Genomic DNA, 23,256 nt, shown 5'->3' with positions numbered 1-23,256 from the left:
CGCCGTACCGTCGACCCTTGACCGGGCTGTCGGCAGTCCCGCTGCCTGCCCGGGCGGGGGATGGCGGCCGGCCATGCTCCCCGGATGGTGCCCCAGCGGGTTTCGGCTGCCCGCCGGGGCCGGGACGGTCAGGTGCAGGTGGCCAGGAGGATGGAGACGACGGTGCAGGTCGCGGTGGCGCGGTCGTTGGCCGGGTTGGGGTCGGTGGGTGAGGAGGCGGTCCGGGTGCCGGTGACCTTCACGGTGCCGAGGGACAGCAGGTGCAGGGGGACGCGGAACGTCTTGCTCGCCGCGGCTCCCGTCGCGATGGTGCCGTACGAGCAGGTGACGGTGCCGGTCGCGGTGGTGCAGCCGGGGGACAGGCTGGTGGCGGTGGCACCGGGCGGCAGGGTGGCGGTGACGGTACCCGTGGTGACCGCGTCCGGGCCCAGCGCGCGGGCGGTCACGGTGTAGGTGAGATAGGGGACCAGGATGCCCAGGTTCGGCCGCGCGGTGACATCGACGTCGATGTCCGAGGAGGACGTGAGTGCCGGGGCGAACGCCACGGCGTACGGACCGCTGCCGACGGGCACGGTGGCGGTGACGGTGTTGGTGGCCGTGTCGATCACCGAGGCGGTGCCGCTGTTGCTGTCGGCGACGTAGACCTCGCCGCCATCAGGGGTCACCGCGACGCCGATCGGGGTGGAGCCGACACCGACGGTGTCCACGACCGTGCCGGTGGCGGTGTCGATGACCGACGTGCTGTTACCACCGATGTTGGTCACATAGACGCGGGACCCGTCCGGGGACCCCGCGGCGCCGAAGGGGCTGTTCCCGACGGGGACGGTTCCGGTGACGGTGCGGGTGGCGGTGTCGATCACGGTGACCACGCCCGCGTTCTGCGAGCTGACGTGGAGCCGGGCGCCGTCGGGGGTGACCGTCAGGCCGTTGGGCCTGGAGACGGGGACCGTGCCGATGAGGGTCTGGGTGGCGGTGTCGATCACCGAGACCGCGGCGGCGCTGCTGACGTAGAAGCGGTCCCCGCCCGGGGCGACCGCGACGCTGTTCGGCTGCGCTCCGACGGGCACGGTCGCGGTGACGGTGTTCGTCGCGGTGCCGATCACCGAGACCGAGTCGGACTGGAAGTTGGTGACATAGACACTGTCGCCGTCGGGAGCGGCGGCCACGCCGAACGGTCCGTCGCCGACGGCGACGGTCGCGGTGACCGCGCCGGTGGCGGTGTCGATCACCGACACCGAACCGGAGCCGCGGTTGGCGACATAGGCCCTGCCGCCGTCGGGGGTCACCGCCACTCCGGACGGTCTGTCACCGACGGCTACGGTCGAGGTCACCGTATCGGTGGCCGTGTCCACGACCGACACGTTGTCCGACTCGCTGTTGGCGATGTACGCCGCCGGTGCGCCCGCGACCGCCGGGGCGGCGGTCGCGGCCGGAACTGCCACCGCGACGAACCCGGAGCAGAGCAGCGCACCGGTGGCCAACAACGCGGTCGACCGTCGGCGCGACCCGACACGTGGCACCGGGCGTAACGCGGAGCGTGAAGACATGAGGATGGTGTTCCCCTTCCCTGGTCCGCGCCGCGACGGCGGGGACCGGCCGGCCCCTCGGGAAACCGTGGCGGGGCGGCCGACAGCCACGGACCGGACCGTGGGGCCGACGGCCAGGACGCGGGCCACACGGCCGCGACCTGATCAGCGCCCTGGGACGGGTCCGCGACGGTCTGATGATGCCCGACAGCCGACGCGGCGCAAGGCCCCGCGTCAGCGCGCTCAGCATGGCACCGCCATGCCGCGCGCCGGGGCCAAATCGTCAACATCCGTACCGACCTTGGTGCCGTGCGCCATCAGCCGTCTGATGTGTGTGGGCGAGCCGCGGTGGTCGGGTCCGCCCGGCCCGTGCGGTGGGGTGGACGGTGCTCTTGGCGAGGCCGGGAGGACGATCGGCGTCGACCGGTGTTCAGAGGCCGCCGACCGGTTGTGGTCGGATACTGCCGACCGATTGTGGTCAGAGGCTGCCCCACCGCTGGTCAGAGGCGGGTCAGAGGCTGGTGAGCAGGCGGTCGAGCGGGGCGGGGGTGCGGTCGGGGTCGAGGCCCTCGACGAGGACGTGGCCGTAGCGGATCTTGCGTCCCTTCTTCGTGCCGAGGAAGCGTCGCAACTGCTGCTGCGGGGCGCGACCCCGTTGTGCAGGCTGCCGCAGGAAGGTCCGCCAAGCGCGCAGGTCGCCCTCCTCCCGGACCAGTTCCTCCACCCGTGGCACACCCAGCGCGCGGATCAGTTCGTCCTCCAGATCCGCCGCACAGACGAAGAACTCCCGCTGCGCCGCTCCGGCCCGCTCCAGACCGCGGTCGTAGTACGGGCGTTCCGCCTCGTCGCACAGCCCCGTGAGGTCAAGGCCGAGGCCGGACGGCCCGAGGAGACCGGCGAAGCGCCCGACGTTCGTCGCACCGCCCATCGACAGGACGCAGACTCCTTCGGCCGCCAGATCCCGCCCGCGGCGCGCGGCCAGCGCGTTGACCGCCGCCGCGTCGCTCAAGCCCTCCAGCAGGACGACCGTCCGCACGGGCAGCCGCGCGGCGAGCTCGCTCGCACGGTCGCCGTCCACGCGGTCGGCTGCCCACGCGGTGACCGCGTCCCGGAACGCCCCCATGTCTGTCATGGTGCGATCCTCTGCCCTTTCCGGTCACCGCGACAGCGAATTTCCTCGGGCACGCCGAGCGGTGGTTAACTCCGGCCTCCGACGATTCATCGGGCGACAGGCGAAGCCCATGAACACCCCGGAGCCGGGCCAGGCCGGTGTGTCCGTCGTCCCGGCCGGTTCACCTTCACGTTGCGTAGTCCTCGACGTAGGTGGCGATCAGGCTGAGCAGGGCGTCGGCGCGGTGCCGGTCCTCGCGCTGGTCGCGCAGGGCGCGGTCGAGTGCCCGGAGCCGGGTCAGGGCGGCCGGTTCGCGGTCCCGCACGTGGTCGAGCAGCGGTGAGGTGACGAGGTCCATGCACGTGGTGAACAGGACTCGGGTCACCGGGAGCGGCGGAGCCGGGTCCGGGGCGGCGAAGCCGGTGGTCAGGTACCGCACGGGGTCGGTGAGGCTCCATCCGACCACGGTGTTGTGCTGGAGCAGGAGCGCCAAGCCGGGTGCGATGCCGATCCGGGCCTCCAGCGGCTCGTCGAGAACATCAAGGTCGCGCAGGCCGGTGAGCACGGCATCCCCGGGGGAACGGCAGAGTTCTGTGGTCACGTCCAGGCGGAAGTCCCGGGCCTCGTCCGCGCGGAGCCCGCCCGGGCGGACGAGGGGCGTGACGGGGACGCGGGCGGAGTCCTCGGCATCGGCGGCCTCACCGGCGATCTGGAACTCGGCGCCGATCAGTTCCCGGCCCGCCTGATCGAACCGGAGCTCGTCCGGCGTGTCCCACAACCAGGGCTGACTGCCGAAGGTGTCCAGAAGGAACTGTCCGCGTTCCTCGACGTTCGCGTACGGCGCGACGCGCACACGGAAGTCCCGGAAGTCGAAACGTGGGCTGATCCGCAGAGGATCGCCCGTCACCGTCACCGTCCAGTCGTTGTCGGGGGTGAGTCTCATGGTGAACGCCACCTCTGCTCCTTCGTGTACTTGGGCATGAGACGAGTCGGTTCCGGCGAGGATCCGCTCGGACGGATCGGCGCAAGACCGGTACGGACACTGCCCGCAGGCGTCTCACGCGGGCACCGCTGCGGACATCCGTGCCGGGCTTCGGACCTCCTGGTCCCACGGCACCGCTTCCCGTACCCCGGGCGCCAGCCGGGATCCGCGGCAGGTCTGCCGCAAGGCCAAGGCCCCCCGCCCCGACCCCCTTTGGCACGGCAGGACCCCTCGGTCTAGCCTCACCGCATGCCTCTCACCGTTGACCGGCTGGCCGGATACGTGGATCGGGATCTGGACAGCGACCTGGCGCGCTGGTTCCCCGGCGACGCGCGGGTCGGCATCCCGGCGTCGACCCGCCCCGTCGAACCGTTCCTCGCGAAGCTTCCGCCCGACGCCGCGACCGCGTTGTCCGGCTTCGACCGCAGGGTCCGCGCGGGGACCCTGCCGCAGCGCCTCGACATACACGACTGGTCGTACGCCTTCGACTTCGAGGCCAACGACTGCCGGATACTCGGCTCCGACTACCGGACGGAGCTTTCCGACGACGACGTGTGGTCCATCGGCGCCGACGGGGGAGGCAACTACTACGTCGTGCTCACCAGCGGCCGGGTCGCGGTGTGGTTCCACGAGGAGGAAGTCGTCGAGGCCGGGACACAGTTCGACAACCTCGACGTCTTCCTCTGGTCGGTCGTCCGGTACCACGCCGTGCGCGCCGGAGTCCTCGACCTGGCGGCCGTCGAGGCGGACTTCCGCGCTCTCGGGCAGCCCGGTGTGCTGGCTCCGGGGCTCGGGCTCCTCGCCTCGCTGTCCTGATCGGCGGTGTCCCCGCGCCGCCGGTCGGCGGGGACCGGCGGGCGGGCTTCGTCGCTGCGGGTGTCACTCCCCGAGGTGTGCCACCGTGCTCCGTGCCCGCGCCCCGGCCAGCAGCGCGTCCGCCGCCACGAAGCGCAGATCCCGCTCCAGCAGCCCCTCGATCACGGCCGGCAGGGCCGCCACGCTCTGGCGGCGGTCACCGCCGCCGTCGTGCATCAGGATCAGGGAGCCCGGCCCGGCGTGGTCCAGCACCGTACTGGCGATCTTCTCCGGGCCGGGACGGGCCCAGTCCCAGGAGTCGACGTCCCACAGGGCCAGGGCGGGTCCACCGGGCAGGAGTTCGCCCAGGGTCTCCGGGGTGCGCGAGCCGTACGGGGGGCGGAAGACCGTCGGCACCCGGCCCACCGCGCGGTCGAACGCGTCGTCGGTCCGCTCCAGTTGGAGCCGGAACTGGCGGGGACTCAGGTCCGGCATGAACGGGTGCGACCAGGTGTGGTTGCCGAGGCTGTGACCCGCGTCCACGATCCGCCGCACCTCGTCGGGGAGCGCGTTCACATGGAGGCCCACGCAGAAGAAGGTGGCGTGCACGCCGTAGCGGGCGAGGATGTCGAGCACCTGACCGGTGTGGACCGGGTCGGGGCCGTCGTCGAAGGTCAGGGCGATCTCGTGGCGGTCGCGTGCTCCGTGGCGGAACCAGCGGCCCGCCCTGGTGAGTTCGTCCTCGATCGCCGCGCTGCGCCGGATGCCGCCGTGGTAGTCGTCGTCCCGGCCGGTCTGGCCGCCGCCCTCCGCCGTCAGCGGGGAGAGGGACGCGAGGTCGGTCCGGGCCCGTTCGGCGAGGGCCAGGGCCGGGACGGAGCCGAAGTCGGGCCGATCGGGAAGTACCCAGGGGTCGGCGCGGTAGACCGTCAGACCGGCCGCTGTGAAGAGCCCGTCCACGAGGCCGTTGGTGCTCTCGACGACCACGGCGCGGGGAGGTTCGGACGACGAGCCGGGCGCTCCGAGCCAGTCGGTCAGCTCGGCTGTGCGCTCGGCGCCCCAGTGGGTGGGGGCAGTTGCGCGGTGCCCGTCGGAATCGATGACCTCCACGTCGTAACCGTCGGCTGACCAGGCGATTCCCGCGTACAGCATGCGTTCTTCCTCCTTGGGGTGGGGGCGTGGGGTGAGGACGGGGCTGGGGACCGAGGGACGCGTCCGCCTCGGCTCCCGTCCGTTCCGACGGGTGGTGCGGGTTGGCGGGGGACGTTCCGACGGGCGGGCGCGGGTACGGCGGCGGGCGGGGTCGGAGCTGCCGGTACGTGCGGACGGACGCGGAACGTCGTTGCGGGTGAACCCGGTTGGGGAGCCCGTTTTCCGGTGGGACGGGGACCTGTGACGCGGGTGGACGTGGGACGGAGCGATCCAGGATCCCTGGCTCCGGCTTGCTGCGGAGTTGGCTGATACACCCCCTCTGACGAGGGGATTTGTTGCTGTGCTCAGGTGCTGGCGAGGTTCGGCCAACGCACCCGATGCCCACCGATGTCCATGAACTCTCCATCATTGCGACACAACTACGACACAGGCACGCTATTGTTCGCATGCCCTGCCGAAGGTCCAGACCATATCCAAGGGCAACAACCGCGCGCCATGCCCGTGAACATCTCCTGTGCCCTCGCATCCCCGGAACAAATTCTCCCGGGGAGTTCGCTCTTGGAGGACGTCATCAACGCCAAGCCCGCACCGTTGACCGTTCCCGACCTTCTCGACGCCCGGGCCGCGAAACAGCCCGACCGGGTCGCGATCGAGGTACGCGGCGGCGGCTCGCTGACCTACGGGAACTGGCGTGAACGGGCCGTCCGGGCCGCCCGGGGGCTGGCGGACGCGGGTGTCCGGCCCGGCGAACTCGTCGCCCTGCGCTTCACCGACCGGGAGTGGGACGGCTACGCGGTCGCGAACCTCGCCGTCCACCACGCCGGGGCGGCGGCGCTGCCGCTCCGCGCCGACCTCACCGAACCGGAGGCCGTACGGCTCGCCGGGATCTGCGGTGCCACGACGGTCCTGCGCGGGGCCGAACTGCCGCCGCTGGGAGCCGCCCTGGGCGGCGCCGACCTGTCGCTGTCCGAGATCGAGGCGGCCGGAGCCACCCTGGCCGGAGCGGACTCACCGCTCCGCCGGGAGGGCACGGACCCCGCCCCCGACGCCCTCACCGGCTCCGGCTCACCGCACGGCCGCAGGCGTACGGGTCCCGACCCCGGCGACCTCGCGCAGGTCGTCGGCACCTCGGGAACCACCGGCGACTCCAAGGGCGTACGCGCCTCCCACGCCAACCTCACGGCGGGCCTGCGGCTCCACCCCCGCCCCCGGCCCTACGCCCACTCGCGCCATGCCCTGCACTCCTTCCCCATCGGCACCAACGCCGGTCAGGTGATGCTCATCAGCGCCCTCACCGGCGCGCCCACCACCGTGGTCCTCCCGCGCTTCGACGCCGAGGAGTTCGGCCGGACCATCGAGGAACGCCGCGTCGGCACCGTCTTCCTCGTGCCGTCGATGGCGATCGAACTGCTCAACTCCGGTGCGGCCGACCGGCACGACCTCTCCAGCGTCCTGCTGCTCAGCTCCTCCGCCGCCGCTCTCCCCGCTCCCGTCGCCCGGGCCCTCGCCGAGGCCCTGCCGAAAGCCACCGTCGTCAACGTCTACACCTCGTCCGAAGCCGCTCCCGCGCAGCTCTCCGCCGTCGTCGGCCAGGCCCCGCCCGGTGCGGTGGGCCGCCCCACCGACCCCGGGGACCTGCGCGTCCTCGATCCGGACGGCACCCCCGTACCGCCCGGCCGGACGGGCGAGATCTGGCTGCGCCAGCCCGGCCCCCCGCGCTCGTACGCCGGTGACCCGGCCGCCGGTGCCACGGTCTTCCGCGACGGATGGGTACGAATGGGCGACCTCGGGCGGCTGGACGAGGACGGCTATCTGTACCTGGTGGACCGCGAGAGCGACGTCATCAAGTCCGGTGCGCTCAAGGTCTCCACCCTCCGGATCGAGGACGCGCTGCACGAGCACCCGGACGTCGCGGACGCGGCGGCACTGGGCGTACCGCACCCGGTCATGGGGTCCGTACCGGTCGCCGTCGTGGTACCCGCCGCCAGTGGTCTGGACCTCGACGCGCTCCGGCTCTTCCTCAGCACCCGGCTCGCCCGCGCCGAACTGCCCGTACGCGTCCTGCTCGCCGACGACCTGCCGCGCAACGCCTCCGGCAAAGTGGTCAAGCGGCGACTGCGCCCGCTCTTCGTGACGGACGGGGACCGTGTGACGAGCGCGGCTGGCGCCACGGACACCGGCGCGGCGGCCCCTGCGGGCGTGGGCTCCGTCGCCGCCATGGCCCCGGCCGCCGCCCGACCACCCGGCACCCCCACCGAACTCCGCCTCGCCGCGATCTGGCTGGAGGTGCTGGGCCGCCCGGTACGGGACGCGGCCGACGAGTTCTTCGCCCTCGGCGGCGACTCCTTCCGCGCCGTGCACCTCGCCACCGCCGTCGCCGACCGGTTCGGCGTCGACACCGGCGCCGACCTCGTCTTCGGCCGGCCGTCCCTGCGCGCCCAGGCCGCCTGGCTGGACGAGGAGACGGCCCGGGAACACACCCCGGACGCCCACGCCTCCGAGGGCATCCCCGGGCACCGCGCACCCGACCCGCAGCTCCCGCCCTATCTGCGCGCCCTGCGGGCCCAGCACCACGAGATCCCGCTCACCAGCCAGCAGGAGAACTTCCTCGACTGGATGGCCGAGGAGGACGGCCGCGATGTCGGCGCCGTCACCGCCCTCTTCCGTGTCACCGGCCCGCTCGACCGCCCCGCGCTCGGCCGCGCCCTGTCCGCGCTCGTGGAACGCCACCCCGCCCTGCGGACACGGTTCGTCCCCGTGCCCGGCGGCGTGCACGGGCTGGTCCGGACCGTGCTGGACGAGAAGGCCCACCCCCGCGTCACGCTGAAGGACGCCCCCGGCGCCACCGACGACGAGGTGAACGCCCTGCTCATCGCCGAACGGGACCGCCTCACCGACCTGTCGGCCGACCCGACGGCCCGGCTGCTCGTCGTCTCCCGGGGCCCCGAGGAGCACATCGTCCTGCTCGCCGTGCACCATATGGTCGCCGACGGCTGGTCGATCGGCGTCCTGCTGCGCGAACTCGGCCTCGCCTACGACGCCCTGCGCAGGGGCCGCACCCCCCGGCTGCCCGACCCCGGACTGTCCTATCCGGAGCTGGTGCGCTGGGCCAACGACCGCTGGGGGAGCGGCCGGAGGCACTTCGCGACGGCGCTCGCGGGCGCCCCGTCCGCGCTCGATCCCTTCCCCGGGCGGCGCGCTGTCGACCGTGTGCACACCGTCGCGCACCCCTTCACCGTCGGGTCCGGCCCCGCCGGACGGCTGCGGGAACGGGCGGGCGCACTCGGTGTGACCCCGTTCATGGCCGTCGCCGCCCTGTGGAGCGGACTGCTCACGGCCCGCGCCGACAGCCCCGACCTGGTGCTCATGACCCCGGTCCCCGGCCGGACAAGGGCCGAGGCGCAGCAGGCCGTCGGCTGTCTGGTGCAGTCCCTGCTGGTGCGGGTGGACTGCTCCGGCGGCCCCGGCTTCGCCGAACTCGCCGAGCGGGTCCGACGGGCCGCCACCGGCGCGCTCGACCACCAGATGTACCCGTACGCCGAGTTCAAGCCGCATGTGGTGGCGTTCCCGGCCTGGCTGCGGTACGAGAGCTGGGCCGCCGACGCCCATCTGCCCGGCCTGCGCTGCGAACCGTGGGAGCTGCCGCGGGGCACCACCGTGCCCTGGCCGCTGCCCGGCGGGGACCTCGGGGTCCCCGAACTGACCGTGGTGGAACAGCCGGACGGGTCGCTGAACTGCTGGATCCAGTACAACGCGCTCGCCTTCGACGAGCCGGTCATCACCGCGCTCGCCGACGACTTCCACGCGGCCCTGACCACGGCCGCCGGTTCCTGACAACCGCCGTGACCACCGGCCCGTCCTGACCGCCACCCTGTCCTGACCATCGGCCTGTTCAGACCCTTGTCCCCCGCTTCGACCGGCGTCCTGTCCCGGGCATCGCCTGTCCTGACCCCTGTCCCGCTTCGACCGGCGTCCCCCTCCGGGCGTCGCCCGCCCTGATCGTCGACACGTCCTCGCGGGCACCCGTCCCGACCGTTGCTCCACCGACGGCCGACCTGCTCCGGCACCACCACCTGCCTCCGACGGCACCCGCCCCCACCGCCACGACCCCGGCTCCGACGTCCCCCGCCCCGACCGCGTCCCCCGCCCCGGCACCGGCCCACCGAGCACCGTCGCTCGCCGACGGCCGCCGCCCGCCCCTGTCGCACCCCGCCCCGCCGTCAGCGCCGACGCCGGGCACATGTCTCCGCGCCTCCGCTCCGCCCCCGTCCCCGCACCGCTCTGCCCGCTCCCGCCTCCGCGTCGACCCGTGCCGGGCAGCAGCGGGAGTTCGACCACGCTTCCGCGCGCACCCCACGGCTCCACCCGAACCACCCCACCGCACCCGCATTCCCCCTGTCCCCTCGCTACGCCCGCCCCGTCCGCTTGCCCCCCGCCCCACTCCTGCCACGCGTCCCGACGCCGAACAGACCGAGGAAGACCTGTGACCAGCACCCCGGCCAGCGCTGCCCAGCAGGGCATCTGGATCAACGAGCGGATCGCGCCGCTCGGCTCCGTCCACCACATGCCCTTCGCCGTCCGCTTCGACGGCCCCTTGGACTCCGCCGCACTCGCCGCCGCCTGCGCCGATGTGGCCGACCGCCACCCCGCCCTGGCCCTGACCGTCCGTGAGCGGGACGGAGTTCCCCTGCTCACCCCCGGTCCGCCGCCCGCGCTGACCGTTCGTGACACCACACCGGAACGGCTGCCCGGCGAGCTGGCCGCCGCGAGCGCGGAGCCGTTCGACCTCGCGGCCGGACCCCCCGTACGGTTCACCCTGCTGCGCACCGACCCGGCCCACGCCACCCTGCTGGTCGTCGCGCACCACATCGCCTTCGACGGCACCTCCACCGATGTGTTCCTGACCGACCTGGCGGCCTGCTACGCCCACCGCACGGGCGGCGCACCGGCCCCGGCCGCCACCGACGGCTCGCTCGCCCACACCGCCGACCTCCCCGAGCCCGACGCCCGGACGATCGCCGAGGCGTCCGCCTATTGGGCCGACCGCCCCTTGCCCGGTCCCACGGTGCTGCTGCCGGGCCTCGACACCGGCGCGGGCGACGCCGTCGGCGTCGGTCCGGGCGCGGCCGTCGACTTCGACATCGACCCGGCGCTCCGTACCGGCCTCGCCGACACCGCCGAGAAGCTCGGCGTCACCTTCTTCGAACTGCTCCTCGCCGCCGTGCACACCCTCCTGCTGCGGTACGGGAACGAGCGCCCCGCCGTCACCGTCGGCCTCGGCACCCGCACCCCCGACGCCGCCGACCGGATCGGCATGCATGCCAACGAGCTGCCCGTGGTCACCACCCCCGAACCGGGTACCCCCTTCAGCGAGTTCGCCCACGCGGTCCGCGCCGAGCTGCGCGGCTGCTACCCGCACCGCCGCGTCCCCCTGCCCCGCGCCGTCCGGGGAGTACAGCCCGGTTCCGCCCTCGCGCCCGTCATCCTCACCTACCGCCGCCGGATCGCCCCCGTCACCTTCGCCGGGGTACGCGCCACCATCGACTGGACGCTCTTCCCCGGCACCGCGCGCGGCGCCCTGCGGTTCCACCTCCTCGACGGCCCGGACCGGCTCCGCGTCCTGCTCATGCACCGTACGGACCTGCCGTCCCCCGTCCGGGCCGACCGGGTCGGCGCACATCTGCGCCGACTGCTCGCCTCGATCGCCGCCGCCCCCGGCACCCCGCTGGCCGACCTGCCGATCCTGGACGAGACGGAACGCGCCCCCTTGCGCGGACCCGAACCCGCCCCCGACGCGTCCGGCGCCACCCTGCCCGCGCTGCTCACCCGCTCCTTCGCCGCGCATGCCGCACGCCCCGCCGTATCGGTCGGCGAACAGACCCTGACCTACGCGGAACTGGCCACCGCCGCCACCGGCCTCGCCCGGCGGCTCACCGCCGCCGGGGTCACCCCCGGCACCGTGGTCGCCGTCTGCGCGGAGCGTTCCGCCGAGATGGTGGCCGCCGTGCTCGCCGTCACCCTCGCCGGGGGCGCGTACCTGCCCGTCGACCCGTCCTATCCGGCGGAGCGCGTCGCCCTGGTGCTGGCCGACGCCGGTACTCCCCTCGCACTCGCCCAGCGGAGCACCGCCCGCCTGGTCGAAGGACACGGCAGCACCATCCTGCTCGACGACCTCTTCACCGGGGACGTGACCGGCGGCGCCGACGGCCCACCGCTGCCGTCCCCCACCCCCGACGACCTCGCCTACCTCATCTACACCTCCGGCTCCACCGGACGCCCCAAGGGCGTCGAGGTTCCCCATGGCGCCCTCGCCCATCTCCTGCTGGCCTTCCGCGACACCCTGGCAGCCGGTCCCGACGACGTCTGGCTCGCCGTCACCTCGCTCTCCTTCGACATCTCCGCCCTCGAACTGCTGCTGCCGCTGATCACCGGCGGCCGGGTGGTGATCGCGCGCGAGACGGACACCCGCGACGGCCGCGCCCTCGCCGCCCTGGTCGGGCGGCACGGCGTCACCCACGCGCAGGCCACCCCGTCGGGCTGGCGGCTCCTGCTGGACGGCGGGCTCGACGCCCCCGCCCTCGTCGCCCTCAGCGGCGGCGAGGCCCTGCCCCTCGCGCTCGCCCGCCGGCTGCGGACACGTGTCGCACGGCTCTGGAACGTGTACGGGCCGACCGAGACCACCATCTGGTCCACCGCCGCCGAGGTGCCGCCCGTACCCGACGGGATCACCATCGGCCGCCCCATCGCCGGTACCACCGCCCTCGTCGTCGACCCGGCCGGGCACCCCGTACCGCACGGTGTCACCGGCGAACTGGCCCTGGGCGGCGCCGGACTGGCCCGGGGCTACCGGGGCCGGCCCGAGCAGACCGCCGAACGCTTCGTCACCGACCCGGTCACCGGCGCCCGCCACTACCGCACCGGCGACCTCGCGAGGGTCCGGCCCGACGGTGCGCTCGTCTGCCTCGGCCGCCGCGACGACCAGATCAAGCTGCGCGGCCACCGGATCGAACTCGGCGAGATCGAGGCCCGTCTCCAGGACCATCCCGCCGTCGCGGCGGCGGCCGTCGCGGTCCGGGGCGACGACGGCGACCCGGTCGGCCGGATGCTCGTCGCGTACCCGGTCTGGCGCCCGGAGGCCCCCGTACCGACCAGCGCCGAACTGCGCTCCTTCCTCACCCTGGTACTGCCGGACGCGATGGTCCCCGGTGTCGTCCACCCGCTCCCGGCCCTCCCGCTCACCCCCAACGGCAAGACGGACCGCGCGGCCCTGCCCGAACCGGCCCGGGGCACAACGGAGTTCGCGCCGGACACCGTGTCCCCGGACGACGACCCGGGCCCGGACGACGGATGGGACGAGCTGGCCGCCGGGATAGCCGCTATCTGGTGCGAGGTGCTGGACCTGCCCGCCATCGGCCACCACGACGATGTCGTCGACCTCGGCGCGCACTCCCTGACCATCACCCAGGTCGCGGCCCGAATCCGGGACCGCCTGGGGGTCGACGTACCCCTGCATGTCTTCTACGAGGAGTCCACCACGGTGGCCACGGTGACCGACGCTGTCGTGCTCGAACTGCTGGCGGAGGAGGCGTGATGGACCCCTTGAACCCGCCCCACTCGCCGGGCTCGCCCCACTCCCTGGGCTCCCCGGAAGCCCTCACGCCCAAGGTTGCCGCGCTCACGGTCTCCGTACCGGCGGCGCCTGCACCGTCCGCCCCCGCGCAGGCCGCCCCGGCGCAGGCCGTGCCCGCGCCGACGGGTGTCACGGTGACACGTTCCGCATCGGTGGACGCCATGCCCAGCGCCGCCGCGTCGGTGGCCACCGCCCCGGCGCGTACCGTCCCCACGGACCCCGCCCCCACCGCCGCCGCGCCGCCCGACCCCGTCGTGGCGCCACCCACGCCCACCGACCGTCCGCCCCGGCGGGCGCTCAGCGGTGATCAGCGTGCCCTGCTCGCCCGGCGACTGCGCGAACGCGCCGCCGCCGCGGCCGCCCGGCCCACCGGCATTCCGGCCCGCCCGGACGACGAACCGCAGCCGCTGTCGCTCGCGCAGGAACGTCTCTGGTTCGTCGAGCAACTGACCCCCGGCACCGCCGCCTACGTCCTGCCCACCGCCGGACGGCTGCGCGGCCCGCTCCGGGACGAAGCCCTCGCCGAGGCGCTGCGTCTGATCGCCGTCCGCCACGACACGCTGCGCAGCACCTTCCCCGCCGACGAGGACGGCATGCCCCGGGTACGTGTCACGCCCGCTGACGGCTTCACCGTGCCCTGGCGTACCCGCGACCTCACCGGACTCCCGGCCGGGGAACGCGAGACCGCCGCCCGCGCCGCCGTCGAGGACGAGGTCGCGCTGCCCTTCGGCCTCGTGGACGGGCCCCTGCTGCGGGCCCTGCTGCTGCGCCTCGCCGACGACGACCACGTGCTCGTGATCTGCCAGCACCATCTCGTCGGTGACGGCTGGTCCGCCGGTGTGCTCCTGGACGAACTCCTCACCGGCTACGAGGAACTGGCCCGGGGCGCCACCCCCTCCCCGCCGCCGCTGCCCATCCGCTACGGCGACTTCGCCCACTGGCAGCGCGAGCGCCAGAGCCTGCCGGGGGCCGCCGCCGACCTGCGGTACTGGTGCGAGGCCATGACCGGGGTCCCGCCGCTGGACCTGCCCACCGACCGGCCGCGCCCCGCCGTGCCCGGCCCCGGCGGAGCGACCCACGCCTTCCGGCTCGACGCCGACACGTACCAGGCCGTCCGCGCGCTCTCCCGGGCCCGGGGCGCCACCCTCTACATGACTCTGCTCGCCGCCTTCCAGGTGGTGCTCGGCCGCTGGTCGGGGCAGCGGGACTTCGCCGTCGGCACACCGTTCGCGGGCCGTCCCGACGAGGCCACCGAGGGCCTGATCGGTCTGTTCAGCACGATGCTGCCGATCCGCGCCGACCTCGGCACGTCCGAGCCGGGGCCGGAGGACGACGCGGTCGACGGCGACGGCGACGACGCCGGGCCCGGTTTCGCGGTCGTCCTCGACCGCGTCCGCACCGCCGCCCTCGGCGCCCAGCAGCACCGCGAGGCGCCGTTCGAGCGGCTGGTCGAGGCGCTGAACCTGCCGCGCAACCTCGGCCGGCCGCCCCTCTTCCAGGTCTCCTTCGCCCTCCAGAACCACCGTGCCCAGACCGTCCAGCCGCGCGACCTCCAGTGGCGGACCTTCCCCTTCGAGGGCACCGGCGTCCATCTCGACCTTGGGCTGTACTGCACCGAGACCGAGGACGGCCTCGACGCCTTCGTCACCTACCGCACCGACCTCTGGGACGCCGCCACCGTCGCCCGCCTCGCCGGGCACTGGCAACGCGTCCTCGCCGGGGCCGCCGCCGACCCGCACACCCCCGTCGGCGCCCTCGACCTCCTCACCCCCGGCGAACGCGACCGGGTGCTGTACGAGTGGAACGACTCCGGCGCCGCCCGCCCGGCCGCCGCGACCCTCGCCGCCGCCGTCACCGCGCAGGCCGCCCGCACCCCCGACGCGATCGCCCTCGTCCATGAGGGCCGCACCCTCACGTACGCCGAACTCGACCGCCGGGCCAACCGGCTGGCCCGACTGCTGCGCGGCACCGGCGCCGGACCCGACCGGCTCGTCGGCGTCTGTCTCGACCAGGGCCTCGACCAGGCCGTCTGCCTGCTCGCCGTGCTGAAGTCCGGGGCCGCGTACGTACCGCTCGACCCCGAGCAGCCCCGCGAACGTCTCGCCCATATGCTGACCGACTCCGCGCCGGTCGCCCTCGTCACCACCTCCGTCCGGCGGTCCCTGCTGACCGCGTCCGACGCCCCGGTCCTGCTGCTCGACGGACTCGCGGACCGGCTCGCCGCCGTCCCCGACACCCCGCCCGGCGACGGCGCCGGCGCGGGACCCGACCACCTCGCGTACGTCATCTACACCTCGGGCTCCACCGGCACCCCCAAGGGCGTCGCCGTGCAGCACCGCCAGGTGCTCACCTACCTCGCCGGAGTGAGACAGCGCTTCGGCGAGGCCGGGCTCGCGGACGGCGCCCGTTATGTCCTGCTCCAGTCGCTCGCCTTCGACTTCGGCCTCACCACCCTGTATCTCGCGCTCACCACCGGCGGCACCCTGCATCTGCTGCCCCCGCGCACCCCCGGCCCGGAGCTGGCCGCCCATCTCGCCGAGTGGCGCATCGACTGCGTCAAGCTGACCCCCTCCCATCTGGCCGCGCTGTGCGCCGAGGTGGACGACCCGGCGGAGCTGCTGCCCCGACGGCTGCTCGTCCTCGGCGGCGAGGCGTCCGGCTGGGAGTGGGCACGCCGGCTCGCGGTGGCGGGAGCCCGTACCGGCTGCCGGGTGATCAACCACTACGGACCGACCGAGGCCACCGTGGGCGCCACCACCCATCTCGTGGACCCGGACCTGCCCGCGGCGGGACCCACCACCCCCATCGGGCACCCACTGCCGGGCGCACGGGTCTATCTGCTCGACGCCCGCCGGCAGCCGGTGCCCGCCGGAGTACCGGGGGAGCTGTGGATCGGCGGCGACCGGCTGGCGCGCGGCTATCTCGGCCTGCCGGACCTGACCGCCGAACGCTTCCGCGCCGACCCCTTCGCCGACGACCCACGCACGGACCCCGCCCCGGTCACGGCCTCGGTCACGGCTTCGGCCACCGCCCCGGTCACCGAGGAACCCAGGAGACCTGACAGATCCGCGAGACCGGAGAGACCTGGGAGACCTGGGAGACCGGACAGACCCGAAGGCTCCGGGGATGCCGATGACGGCGAGATCGTGCAGGCTGCCGCCGCGCCGCGCATGTACCGCACCGGGGACCTCGCCCGCCACCGTTCCGACGGCACGATCGAATTCCTCGGCCGCGACGACCACCAGGTCAAGATCCGTGGCTACCGGGTCGAACTCGGTGAGGTGGAGGCCCATCTCGCCCGGCTCCCCGGGGTCGCCCAGGCCGTCGCCGCCGCCCGGGGCCCCGCCGGTGAACTCGTCCTCGTCGGCTACCTCGTCCCCACCGCCGACGAGGCCCCGCCGCCGGTCGCCGAACTGCGCCGACTGCTGGCCGAGAAGCTGCCCGACTACCTCGTCCCCTCCCGCTTCGTCGTCCTGCCCGACCTGCCCCGGCAGGCCCACGGCAAGGTCGACCGCCGGGCGCTGCCCGAGCCCGGCACGCCCGGCCCCGGCGAGGCCGCCGTCTGGACGGCCCCGGCCACCCCCACCGAGGAGGCGGTCGCCGGTTGCTGGGCCGCTCTGCTCGGACTGGAACGCGTCGGCGCGCACGACGACTTCTTCGACCTCGGCGGACACTCCCTGCTGGCCATGCGGATGGTGGCCGCCCTGCGCGGGCTGCTGGGCCCCGAGGCCCGGATCACCCTCATGGACGTCTTCCGGGAGCGGACCGTCGCCGCGCTCGCGGCCCTCGCCGACCGCTCCGACTCCGAGCGCGGACCGAGCCGCTTCCTGCACGAACTGACGCCCCGTCAATCACTCGACCGGGTCACGCTCTCCCTGGTCTGTCTGCCGTACGGCGGTGGCAGTGCCGTCGTCTACCAGCCGCTCGCGGACGCCCTGCCGCCCGGTGTCGCCCTGCACGCTGTCGCCGTCCCCGGCCACGACCTCGGCATGTCCGAGGAGTCGCTGCCGCTGGAGGAGGTGGCCCGCCGCTGCGCCGAGGAGGTGCTGAGCGGGGTGACCGGACCGGTCGCCGTGTACGGGCACTGCGGGGTGGGCGCCGCACTCGCCGTCGAACTGGCCCACCAGCTGTCCGCCGCCGGACGGGAGCCCGCCGCCGTCTATCTGGGCGGGATCTTCCCCTTCGCCCGGCCCACCGAGGGCCTGCTCGGGCTGCTCGCCCGCTTCTCCGTGCTGGACCGGCGACGCAGCGGACGGCTCCACCTGAACTGGCTCCGCTCCATGGGCGCCGACCTGGAGGGCCTGGAACCGGAGCAGTTGGCCACGATCGTACGGAACGTACGGGAGGACTCCCGCGCGGCCGAGGCGTACTTCACCGAGCAACTCGCCCGGCCCGCGCCCGCGCTGGCGTCCCCGGTGGTCTCGGTGATCGGCTCCGCCGACCCGGGGACCGACTTCCACCGCGAGCGGTTCCGGGAGTGGGGCTTCGTCGGCCCCACCACCGCCGTCGCCGTGCTCGACGAGGGCGGCCACTACTTCCTCAAGCACCGCGCCACGGAACTCGCCGAGATCGTCACCACGGTCCACCCGGCGGTCGCGGCGTCGCGCACGGGGCCCGGCCCGGGGAGCGCGCCCGACACCGAACCGGAGCACTCCGCGTTCACCAAAGCCCGGGTAGCCACCAAGGCCACCGAGGTCGCCGGAGCCACCGGCGTCACGGACACCACACGGACCACGGAACCCGACAACGCAGAGCGCGACCGCACGGAACCCGTCAGCCCGGAGAACGACAGCACGGGACCGGGCGACACGGAGTCCGACGGCCTGGAACACGCCGATGTCGTCGCCCTCACCCGCGCCCACCGCCCCGGGCGTGCCACTTGGTGGCTGGACGGTGTTCACCACGCGTCGGCCGCCGGTGAGCGGTCCGCCACCCCGGCGACCCGCCGGGACACCCGTCGGTTCGTGGCCGTCGCCGCCTCCCAGATGATCTCGCAGACCGGCTCGGCGCTGACCGAGTTCGCCCTGCCGCTGTGGATCTACCTCTCGACGGACTCGGTCGCCTGGTTCGGCCTCTTCGCCGTCCTCGGTATCGTGCCGGGGCTGCTGGCCGCCCCGCTCCTCGGCGGCCTGGTCGACCGTGTCGACCGCCGCCGGGTGATGCTGGTGTCGACCCTGGTCTGCGGTACGTCCGAAGCGGTCCTCGCGCTGCTCCATGTGCTCGGGACCCTGCGGCCCTGGCATGTCGGGGTGCTGATGGCGATCCTCTCGGTCTCCCTCACCGGGCAGCGGCTCGCCTTCCAGTCGGCGATCCCGCAGCTCGTGCCGAAGCGCTATCTCGGCCACGCCAACGGCGTCGTACAGATATCCGGCGGTATGGCCCAGGTGGTCGCCCCGCTCGCGGCGGTCGGTCTGCTCGCCGGTATCGGTCTGGGCGGTGTGCTGCTGATCGACGTGGTCAGCTATGTGGTGGCGGCGCTGATCCTGCTGGCCGTCCGGTTCCCGCGCACGCTGGCCGCGCGGCGGCGCGAGACCCTGAAGCAGGAGATCACGGCCGGGTTCCGGCTGGTCTGGCGCAGGCCCGGGTTCCGGGCGATGCTGCTCTTCTTCGCCGTCCTCAACCTCTTCCTGCCGGTCCTCTTCCAGCTCGTCCCGCCGCTGGTGCTCGGCTTCTCCGGGCTCGGCACGGTGGCCACGGTCTCCCTCGCGGGCGGGATCGGCGCGATCGTCGGCGGCCTGGCGATGGGTGTCTGGGGCGGGCCGCGCCACCGCCGGATGCGCGGGATGCTGCTCGTGCTGCCGGTGCTGGCGTTCTTCTCCGTCCTGACCGGGCTGCGGCCCGAGCTGCTGATGGTCTGCGCCGGGGTGTTCGGGATGTCGGCGTCGCTGTCGATACTCAACGGCATCTATCTGACGATCATTCAGGTAAAGGTGCCGCAGCGGTTCCACGGCCGGGTGATGGCGCTCAACCAGCTTGTCGCGTGGTCCACCCTGCCGGTGGGCTTCCTGCTGATCGCGCCGTTCGGCAGCCGGTACCTGGAGCCGCTGATGACCTCGGACGGCGCGCTCGCCGATACCGTGGGCGCCGTCCTGGGCGCGGGCGACGGGCGGGGGATCGGGCTGCTGTACATCCTCCTCGGGGTCGCGATCCTGCTGCTGGGAGCGGTCTCGCTGCGGGTGCGGGTGCTGGCCCGGTTCGACCGGGAGGTCCCGGACGCGCAGGCGGATGACCTGGTGGGCCTCGCCGCCCTCACCTCGGACCGCCCCGCCCTCGGTACTCCCACCACCGCCGGGACCCGCCCCATGCGGACCGGCTGACCGGACGGAGCGGAAACGGGTACGGGGTCGTCCGCCGCGCGGTGGGCGACCCCGTACCCGTACCCGTACCCCGGTCGCCACCCGTCGGCGGACGGGCGGATGGACCGCGACCGCGTGCCGTTGTGTACCGCGCCGCGCCATGGGCAGGATCGGCGTACCCGGGCAGGGCCGCCCCGGCGGGGCGGCGGTGGGGGCGGGAAGCGGTGCGGGGATCGTCAGGCCCGGCGACTGAGGAGCGGTATGGAGATCGGGGTCTTTCTCCCCATCGGCAACAACGGCTGGCTCATCTCGAAAAGCTCTCCGCAGTACATGCCGACGTTCGAACTGAACAAGGCCGTCGTGCGGAGTGCCGAGGAGTACGGACTGGACTTCGCGCTGTCGATGATCAAGCTCAGGGGTTTCGGTGGCGAGACGGAGTTCTGGGACCACTGTCTTGAGTCGTTCACCCTGACGGCGGCCCTGGCCGCCGTGACGGAACGGATCAGGCTGTACGCGTCCGCGCCGGTCCTCGCCCTGCCCCCGGCGATCGCCGCCCGGATGGCGGTGACCATCGACGCGATCGCCCCCGGCCGGGCCGGGGTCAACATCGTCACCGGCTGGTCGCCCGCCGAGTACGCGCAGATGGATCTCTGGCCCGGGGACGGGCACTTCGCCGATCGATACCGGCGCGCCGCCGAATACGTCACCGTGCTGAGGCAGTTGTGGGGCGAGGGCACGAGTGACTTCCAGGGCGAGTTCTACCGGATGGACGACTGTGTGCTGTCGCCGCGCCCGGTGAACGGACACATCGACATCCTCGCCGCCGGACAGAGCGGTACGGGTATGAGGTTCGCCGCCGAGCACGCCGACGGGAACTTCATCCTGGGCAGTGGGGTCAACACTCCGCTCGCACTCTCCGACGCCACCGCCGCACTCGCCGAACAAGTACGTACGACCGGCCGTGACGTCGGCGCACTCGCGCTGTTCATGGTCATCGCGGACGAGACGGACCACGCCGCGCGGGCGAAATGGAAGGACTACCACGACAACGCCGACCTCGCCGCGCTCGGATATCTGACGGAACAGACCGCGACGGACAAGGACGCCGACGCGTCCTCGACCGCGAAGACCGTGGCGCTCCCCGAGGGCGCGGTGAACCTCAACATGGGAACGCTCGTCGGGTCCTTCGCGACCGTCGCGGGGATGCTCGACCGGATCAGCGGGATCGACGGCGTCACAGGCGTCATCCTGGTCTTCGACGACTTCCTCGAAGGCATGGAGAACTTCGGCACCCGTATCCAGCCGCTCATGAGATCCCGTACCTCCTGAGCACCGGGCCGTGCTCCCGGGACCGTGCTCCCTGGACCGGATTCCGGCAGACCTCTACCACCTTTTCCCATTGGTGCATCTTTGACCTGGTTCGCGGGAGAGTGGTTCGGCTTCCGGCCGTGGGGGAATAGCTAGGGGTGCGGTGAGGCCGGTGGGGCGGATGCGGCGGTAGCTCGCCGTGGCCGGCCGGACGCGGTGGGCCCGCACCGGCTCCGCACCGTACGGGAGCGAGGACGCCCCGCGGAGGCCGCCAGGAGGTCGTCAAGGATCTCGCCACCCGCCCGTTCAGCGGGAAGGACGGCAACCGCGAACAGGGGTGTGCGTCACACAGGCAGGGAGAGTGACAGCGCTATGACCGGTACGCAGTTCGGCATCTTCACCGTGGGTGACGTGACCCCCGACCCGACCACGGGCCGTACGCCGACCGAGGCGGAGCGCATCCGGGACACCGTGGCCATCGCGAGGAAGGTGGAGGAGGTCGGGCTGGACGTCTTCGCCACCGGCGAGCACCACAACCCGCCCTTCGTACCGTCCTCGCCGACCACCCTGCTCGGCTACATCGCCGCGGTGACCGAGCGGATCATCCTGTCGACGTCCACCACGCTGATCACCACGAACGACCCGGTGAAGATAGCCGAGGACTTCAGCGTGCTCCAGCACCTGGCCGAGGGACGGACCGATGTGATGCTGGGGAGGGGGAACACCGGGCCGGTGTACCCGTGGTTCGGCCAGGACATCCGCCAGGCGCTCCCGCTGACCGTCGAGCACTACGGGCTGCTGCGCCGTCTGTGGCGTGAGGAGGTGGTCGACTGGGACGGCAAGCTGCGCACCCCGTTGCAGAGCTTCACCCTGGCCCCCCGTCCGCTGGACGGCATTCCGCCCTTCGTGTGGCACGGCTCCATCCGCAGCCCCGAGATCGCCGAACTGGCCGCCTACTACGGGGACGGGTACTTCGCCAACCACATCTTCTGGCCCGCCTCCCACACCCGCACGATGATCGAGCTCTACCGGCAGCGCTTCGAGCACCACGGTCACGGCACCCCGGAGGCGGCCATCGTCGGACTGGGCGGACATGTCTTCATCCGGCCCAACAGCCAGGACGCGGTACGGGAGTTCCGTCCCTACTTCGACAACGCGCCGGTGTACGGGCACGGGCCGTCGCTGGAGGAGTTCAGCTCGCTCACACCTCTGACGGTCGGTTCTCCCCAGCAGGTGATCGAGAAGACCCTCGGCTTCCGTGAGTACGCGGGGGACTACCAGCGCCAGCTCTTCCTCGTCGACCACGCCGGACTGCCGCTGAAGACGGTGCTGGAACAGCTCGATCTCCTGGGCGGCGAGGTCGTGCCGGTGCTCCGCAAGGAGTTCGCCGTCGGCAGGTCCCCCGACGCCCCGGACGCCCCCACGCATCAGTCGCTGCTGCGGGCGCGGGACGCGGAAGCAGCGTCGCAGTCACCGCAGTCACCGCAGACCACGGGGAGTTGAGAGGAGCGTGAGGGGATGACCACCAAGATCGCGATCATCACCGCCGGGCTGCGGGATCCTTCCTCGACGCGCCTGCTGGCCGACCGGCTGGAGGCGTCCGTGCGCGCGGAACTCACCCGCGCGGGCGACACGGTGGAGTCCTCGTTCGTCGAACTGCGCCCACTGGGCCGCGCGATCATCGACGCGATGCTGAGCGGCTTCCCCACCGCGCCCTTGGAGGAGGCGTTCGGCACGGTCGCGGACGCCGACGGCGTCATCGCGGTCACCCCCGCGTTCAACGCGTCCTTCAGCGGGCTGTTCAAGTCGTTCTTCGACGTGCTGCCGGAGGACACCTTCGCGGACATGCCCGTGCTCATCGGGGCGTCCGGCGGCACGGAGCGGCACTCCCTGGTCCTGGAACACGCGCTGCGGCCGATGTTCTCCTATCTGCACGCCATCGTCTCGCCCCGGGGCGTCTACGCCGCCACCGACGACTTCGGCTCCCACGAGAGCGGCGCCGCCCTGGGCGAACGGGTCGACCGGGCGGCGGCCGACTACGCCCGCCTCGTCCAGGGCTGCGGACCCCGCCGGCGGCAAGACCCCCTCACCGAGGACCTGGCCACCATGGAGCGCCTTCTCCAGCACGATCCACCATGACGCCGAACCGGCCGGGTGGGTGCCTCTTGACCGGGGCGATCCTCAAGGACGCCCCGCACCCCGATGCCGCGAAGCTCTATATGAGCTACCGCCTCTCGCGGCAGGCCCAGGAGGCGTCGGCGCAGTGGCCCGCGCGCCGCGATGTGCGGGTACCGGGCTGGGAGCCCATCGACCAGTACCCCAACACCGACCCGAGGGGCTTTCGGGACTTCATGCTCGACCGCGCCCGGGTGGAACGTCTGCGCGGGATCATGGAGGACTTCATCGGCCCCGTCCAGGGCGACAACCCGACGGGCGTCGACCGCGGCTGGCACTGA

12 protein-coding genes are annotated in these 23,256 nt (G+C 73.3%); 8 read left to right on the top strand and 4 right to left on the bottom strand.

Going from position 1 to position 23,256, the window contains the following annotated elements:
• Positions 1 to 128 precede the first annotated feature (128 nt).
• From AB852_RS11385 to AB852_RS11375, 3 genes are all read right to left on the bottom strand, one after another.
• Positions 129 to 1,484: a YVTN family beta-propeller repeat protein gene (locus AB852_RS11385; protein ID WP_079184517.1), complete on the bottom strand. Its 1,356-nt coding sequence runs from the start codon at positions 1,482 to 1,484 to the stop codon at positions 129 to 131.
• 553 nt (positions 1,485 to 2,037) lie between these two features.
• Entirely contained in the window at positions 2,038 to 2,658 is a 621-nt protein-coding gene (locus tag AB852_RS11380; protein WP_073786635.1) for a TOPRIM nucleotidyl transferase/hydrolase domain-containing protein, read from the bottom strand.
• A 166-nt stretch (positions 2,659 to 2,824) separates the two neighbouring features.
• Positions 2,825 to 3,592, bottom strand: a complete 768-nt coding sequence (locus AB852_RS11375; RefSeq protein WP_245876717.1) for a hypothetical protein — start codon at positions 3,590 to 3,592, stop codon at positions 2,825 to 2,827.
• A gap of 276 nt (positions 3,593 to 3,868) precedes the next feature.
• Here AB852_RS11375 and AB852_RS11370 point away from each other — a divergent pair, with 276 nt between their 5' ends.
• Positions 3,869 to 4,435, top strand: coding sequence for a hypothetical protein (locus tag AB852_RS11370; protein WP_073786633.1), 567 nt, complete (start codon positions 3,869 to 3,871; stop codon positions 4,433 to 4,435).
• A gap of 63 nt (positions 4,436 to 4,498) precedes the next feature.
• On the opposite strand, the gene AB852_RS11365 is transcribed toward AB852_RS11370, so the two are convergent.
• The gene (locus AB852_RS11365; protein ID WP_073786631.1) at positions 4,499 to 5,566 is read right to left on the bottom strand and encodes a polysaccharide deacetylase family protein; all 1,068 of its coding nucleotides are present in this window, start codon (positions 5,564 to 5,566) and stop codon (positions 4,499 to 4,501) included.
• A gap of 558 nt (positions 5,567 to 6,124) precedes the next feature.
• Between AB852_RS11365 and AB852_RS11360 the strand changes: the two genes are divergently transcribed.
• From AB852_RS11360 to AB852_RS11305, 7 genes are all read left to right on the top strand, one after another.
• A complete protein-coding gene (locus tag AB852_RS11360) occupies positions 6,125 to 9,400 on the top strand; it encodes a class I adenylate-forming enzyme family protein (RefSeq protein WP_425444160.1) in 3,276 nt (1,091 codons plus the stop codon).
• Positions 9,401 to 10,049: 649 nt separating this feature from the next.
• Positions 10,050 to 13,157, top strand: coding sequence for a non-ribosomal peptide synthetase (locus AB852_RS11355; RefSeq protein ID WP_073786627.1), 3,108 nt, complete (start codon positions 10,050 to 10,052; stop codon positions 13,155 to 13,157).
• A complete protein-coding gene (locus tag AB852_RS40645) occupies positions 13,157 to 19,513 on the top strand; it encodes a non-ribosomal peptide synthetase/MFS transporter (RefSeq protein ID WP_079184516.1) in 6,357 nt (2,118 codons plus the stop codon). Before AB852_RS11355 ends, AB852_RS40645 begins: the two co-directional genes overlap by 1 nt.
• 240 nt (positions 19,514 to 19,753) lie before the next feature.
• Positions 19,754 to 20,821, top strand: coding sequence for a pyrimidine utilization protein A (gene rutA, locus AB852_RS11320; RefSeq protein WP_073786625.1), 1,068 nt, complete (start codon positions 19,754 to 19,756; stop codon positions 20,819 to 20,821).
• A gap of 351 nt (positions 20,822 to 21,172) precedes the next feature.
• The gene (locus tag AB852_RS11315) at positions 21,173 to 22,303 is read left to right on the top strand and encodes an LLM class flavin-dependent oxidoreductase (protein WP_073786623.1); all 1,131 of its coding nucleotides are present in this window, start codon (positions 21,173 to 21,175) and stop codon (positions 22,301 to 22,303) included.
• Positions 22,304 to 22,318: 15 nt separating this feature from the next.
• A complete protein-coding gene (locus tag AB852_RS11310; protein WP_073786621.1) occupies positions 22,319 to 22,939 on the top strand; it encodes an FMN reductase in 621 nt (206 codons plus the stop codon).
• Positions 22,940 to 22,965: 26 nt separating this feature from the next.
• Entirely contained in the window at positions 22,966 to 23,256 is a 291-nt protein-coding gene (locus tag AB852_RS11305) for a hypothetical protein (protein WP_143201215.1), read from the top strand.

The organism is Streptomyces uncialis (genome assembly GCF_001905345.1).
Classification (GTDB): Bacteria; Actinomycetota; Actinomycetes; order Streptomycetales; family Streptomycetaceae; genus Streptomyces; species Streptomyces uncialis.
Note: the sequence above shows the minus strand (reverse complement) of the source record. Positions and strands in the feature narration are given on the sequence as shown.

Coding starts and splice junctions, on each gene's coding strand:
- AB852_RS40645 (WP_079184516.1), top strand. CDS start 13,157: ATGGACCCCTTGAACCCGCCCCACTCGCCGGGCTCGCCCCACTCCCTG.
- AB852_RS11365 (WP_073786631.1), bottom strand. CDS start 5,566: ATGCTGTACGCGGGAATCGCCTGGTCAGCCGACGGTTACGACGTGGAG.
- AB852_RS11310 (WP_073786621.1), top strand. CDS start 22,319: ATGACCACCAAGATCGCGATCATCACCGCCGGGCTGCGGGATCCTTCC.
- rutA (WP_073786625.1), top strand. CDS start 19,754: ATGGAGATCGGGGTCTTTCTCCCCATCGGCAACAACGGCTGGCTCATC.
- AB852_RS11380 (WP_073786635.1), bottom strand. CDS start 2,658: ATGACAGACATGGGGGCGTTCCGGGACGCGGTCACCGCGTGGGCAGCC.
- AB852_RS11315 (WP_073786623.1), top strand. CDS start 21,173: ATGACCGGTACGCAGTTCGGCATCTTCACCGTGGGTGACGTGACCCCC.
- AB852_RS11370 (WP_073786633.1), top strand. CDS start 3,869: ATGCCTCTCACCGTTGACCGGCTGGCCGGATACGTGGATCGGGATCTG.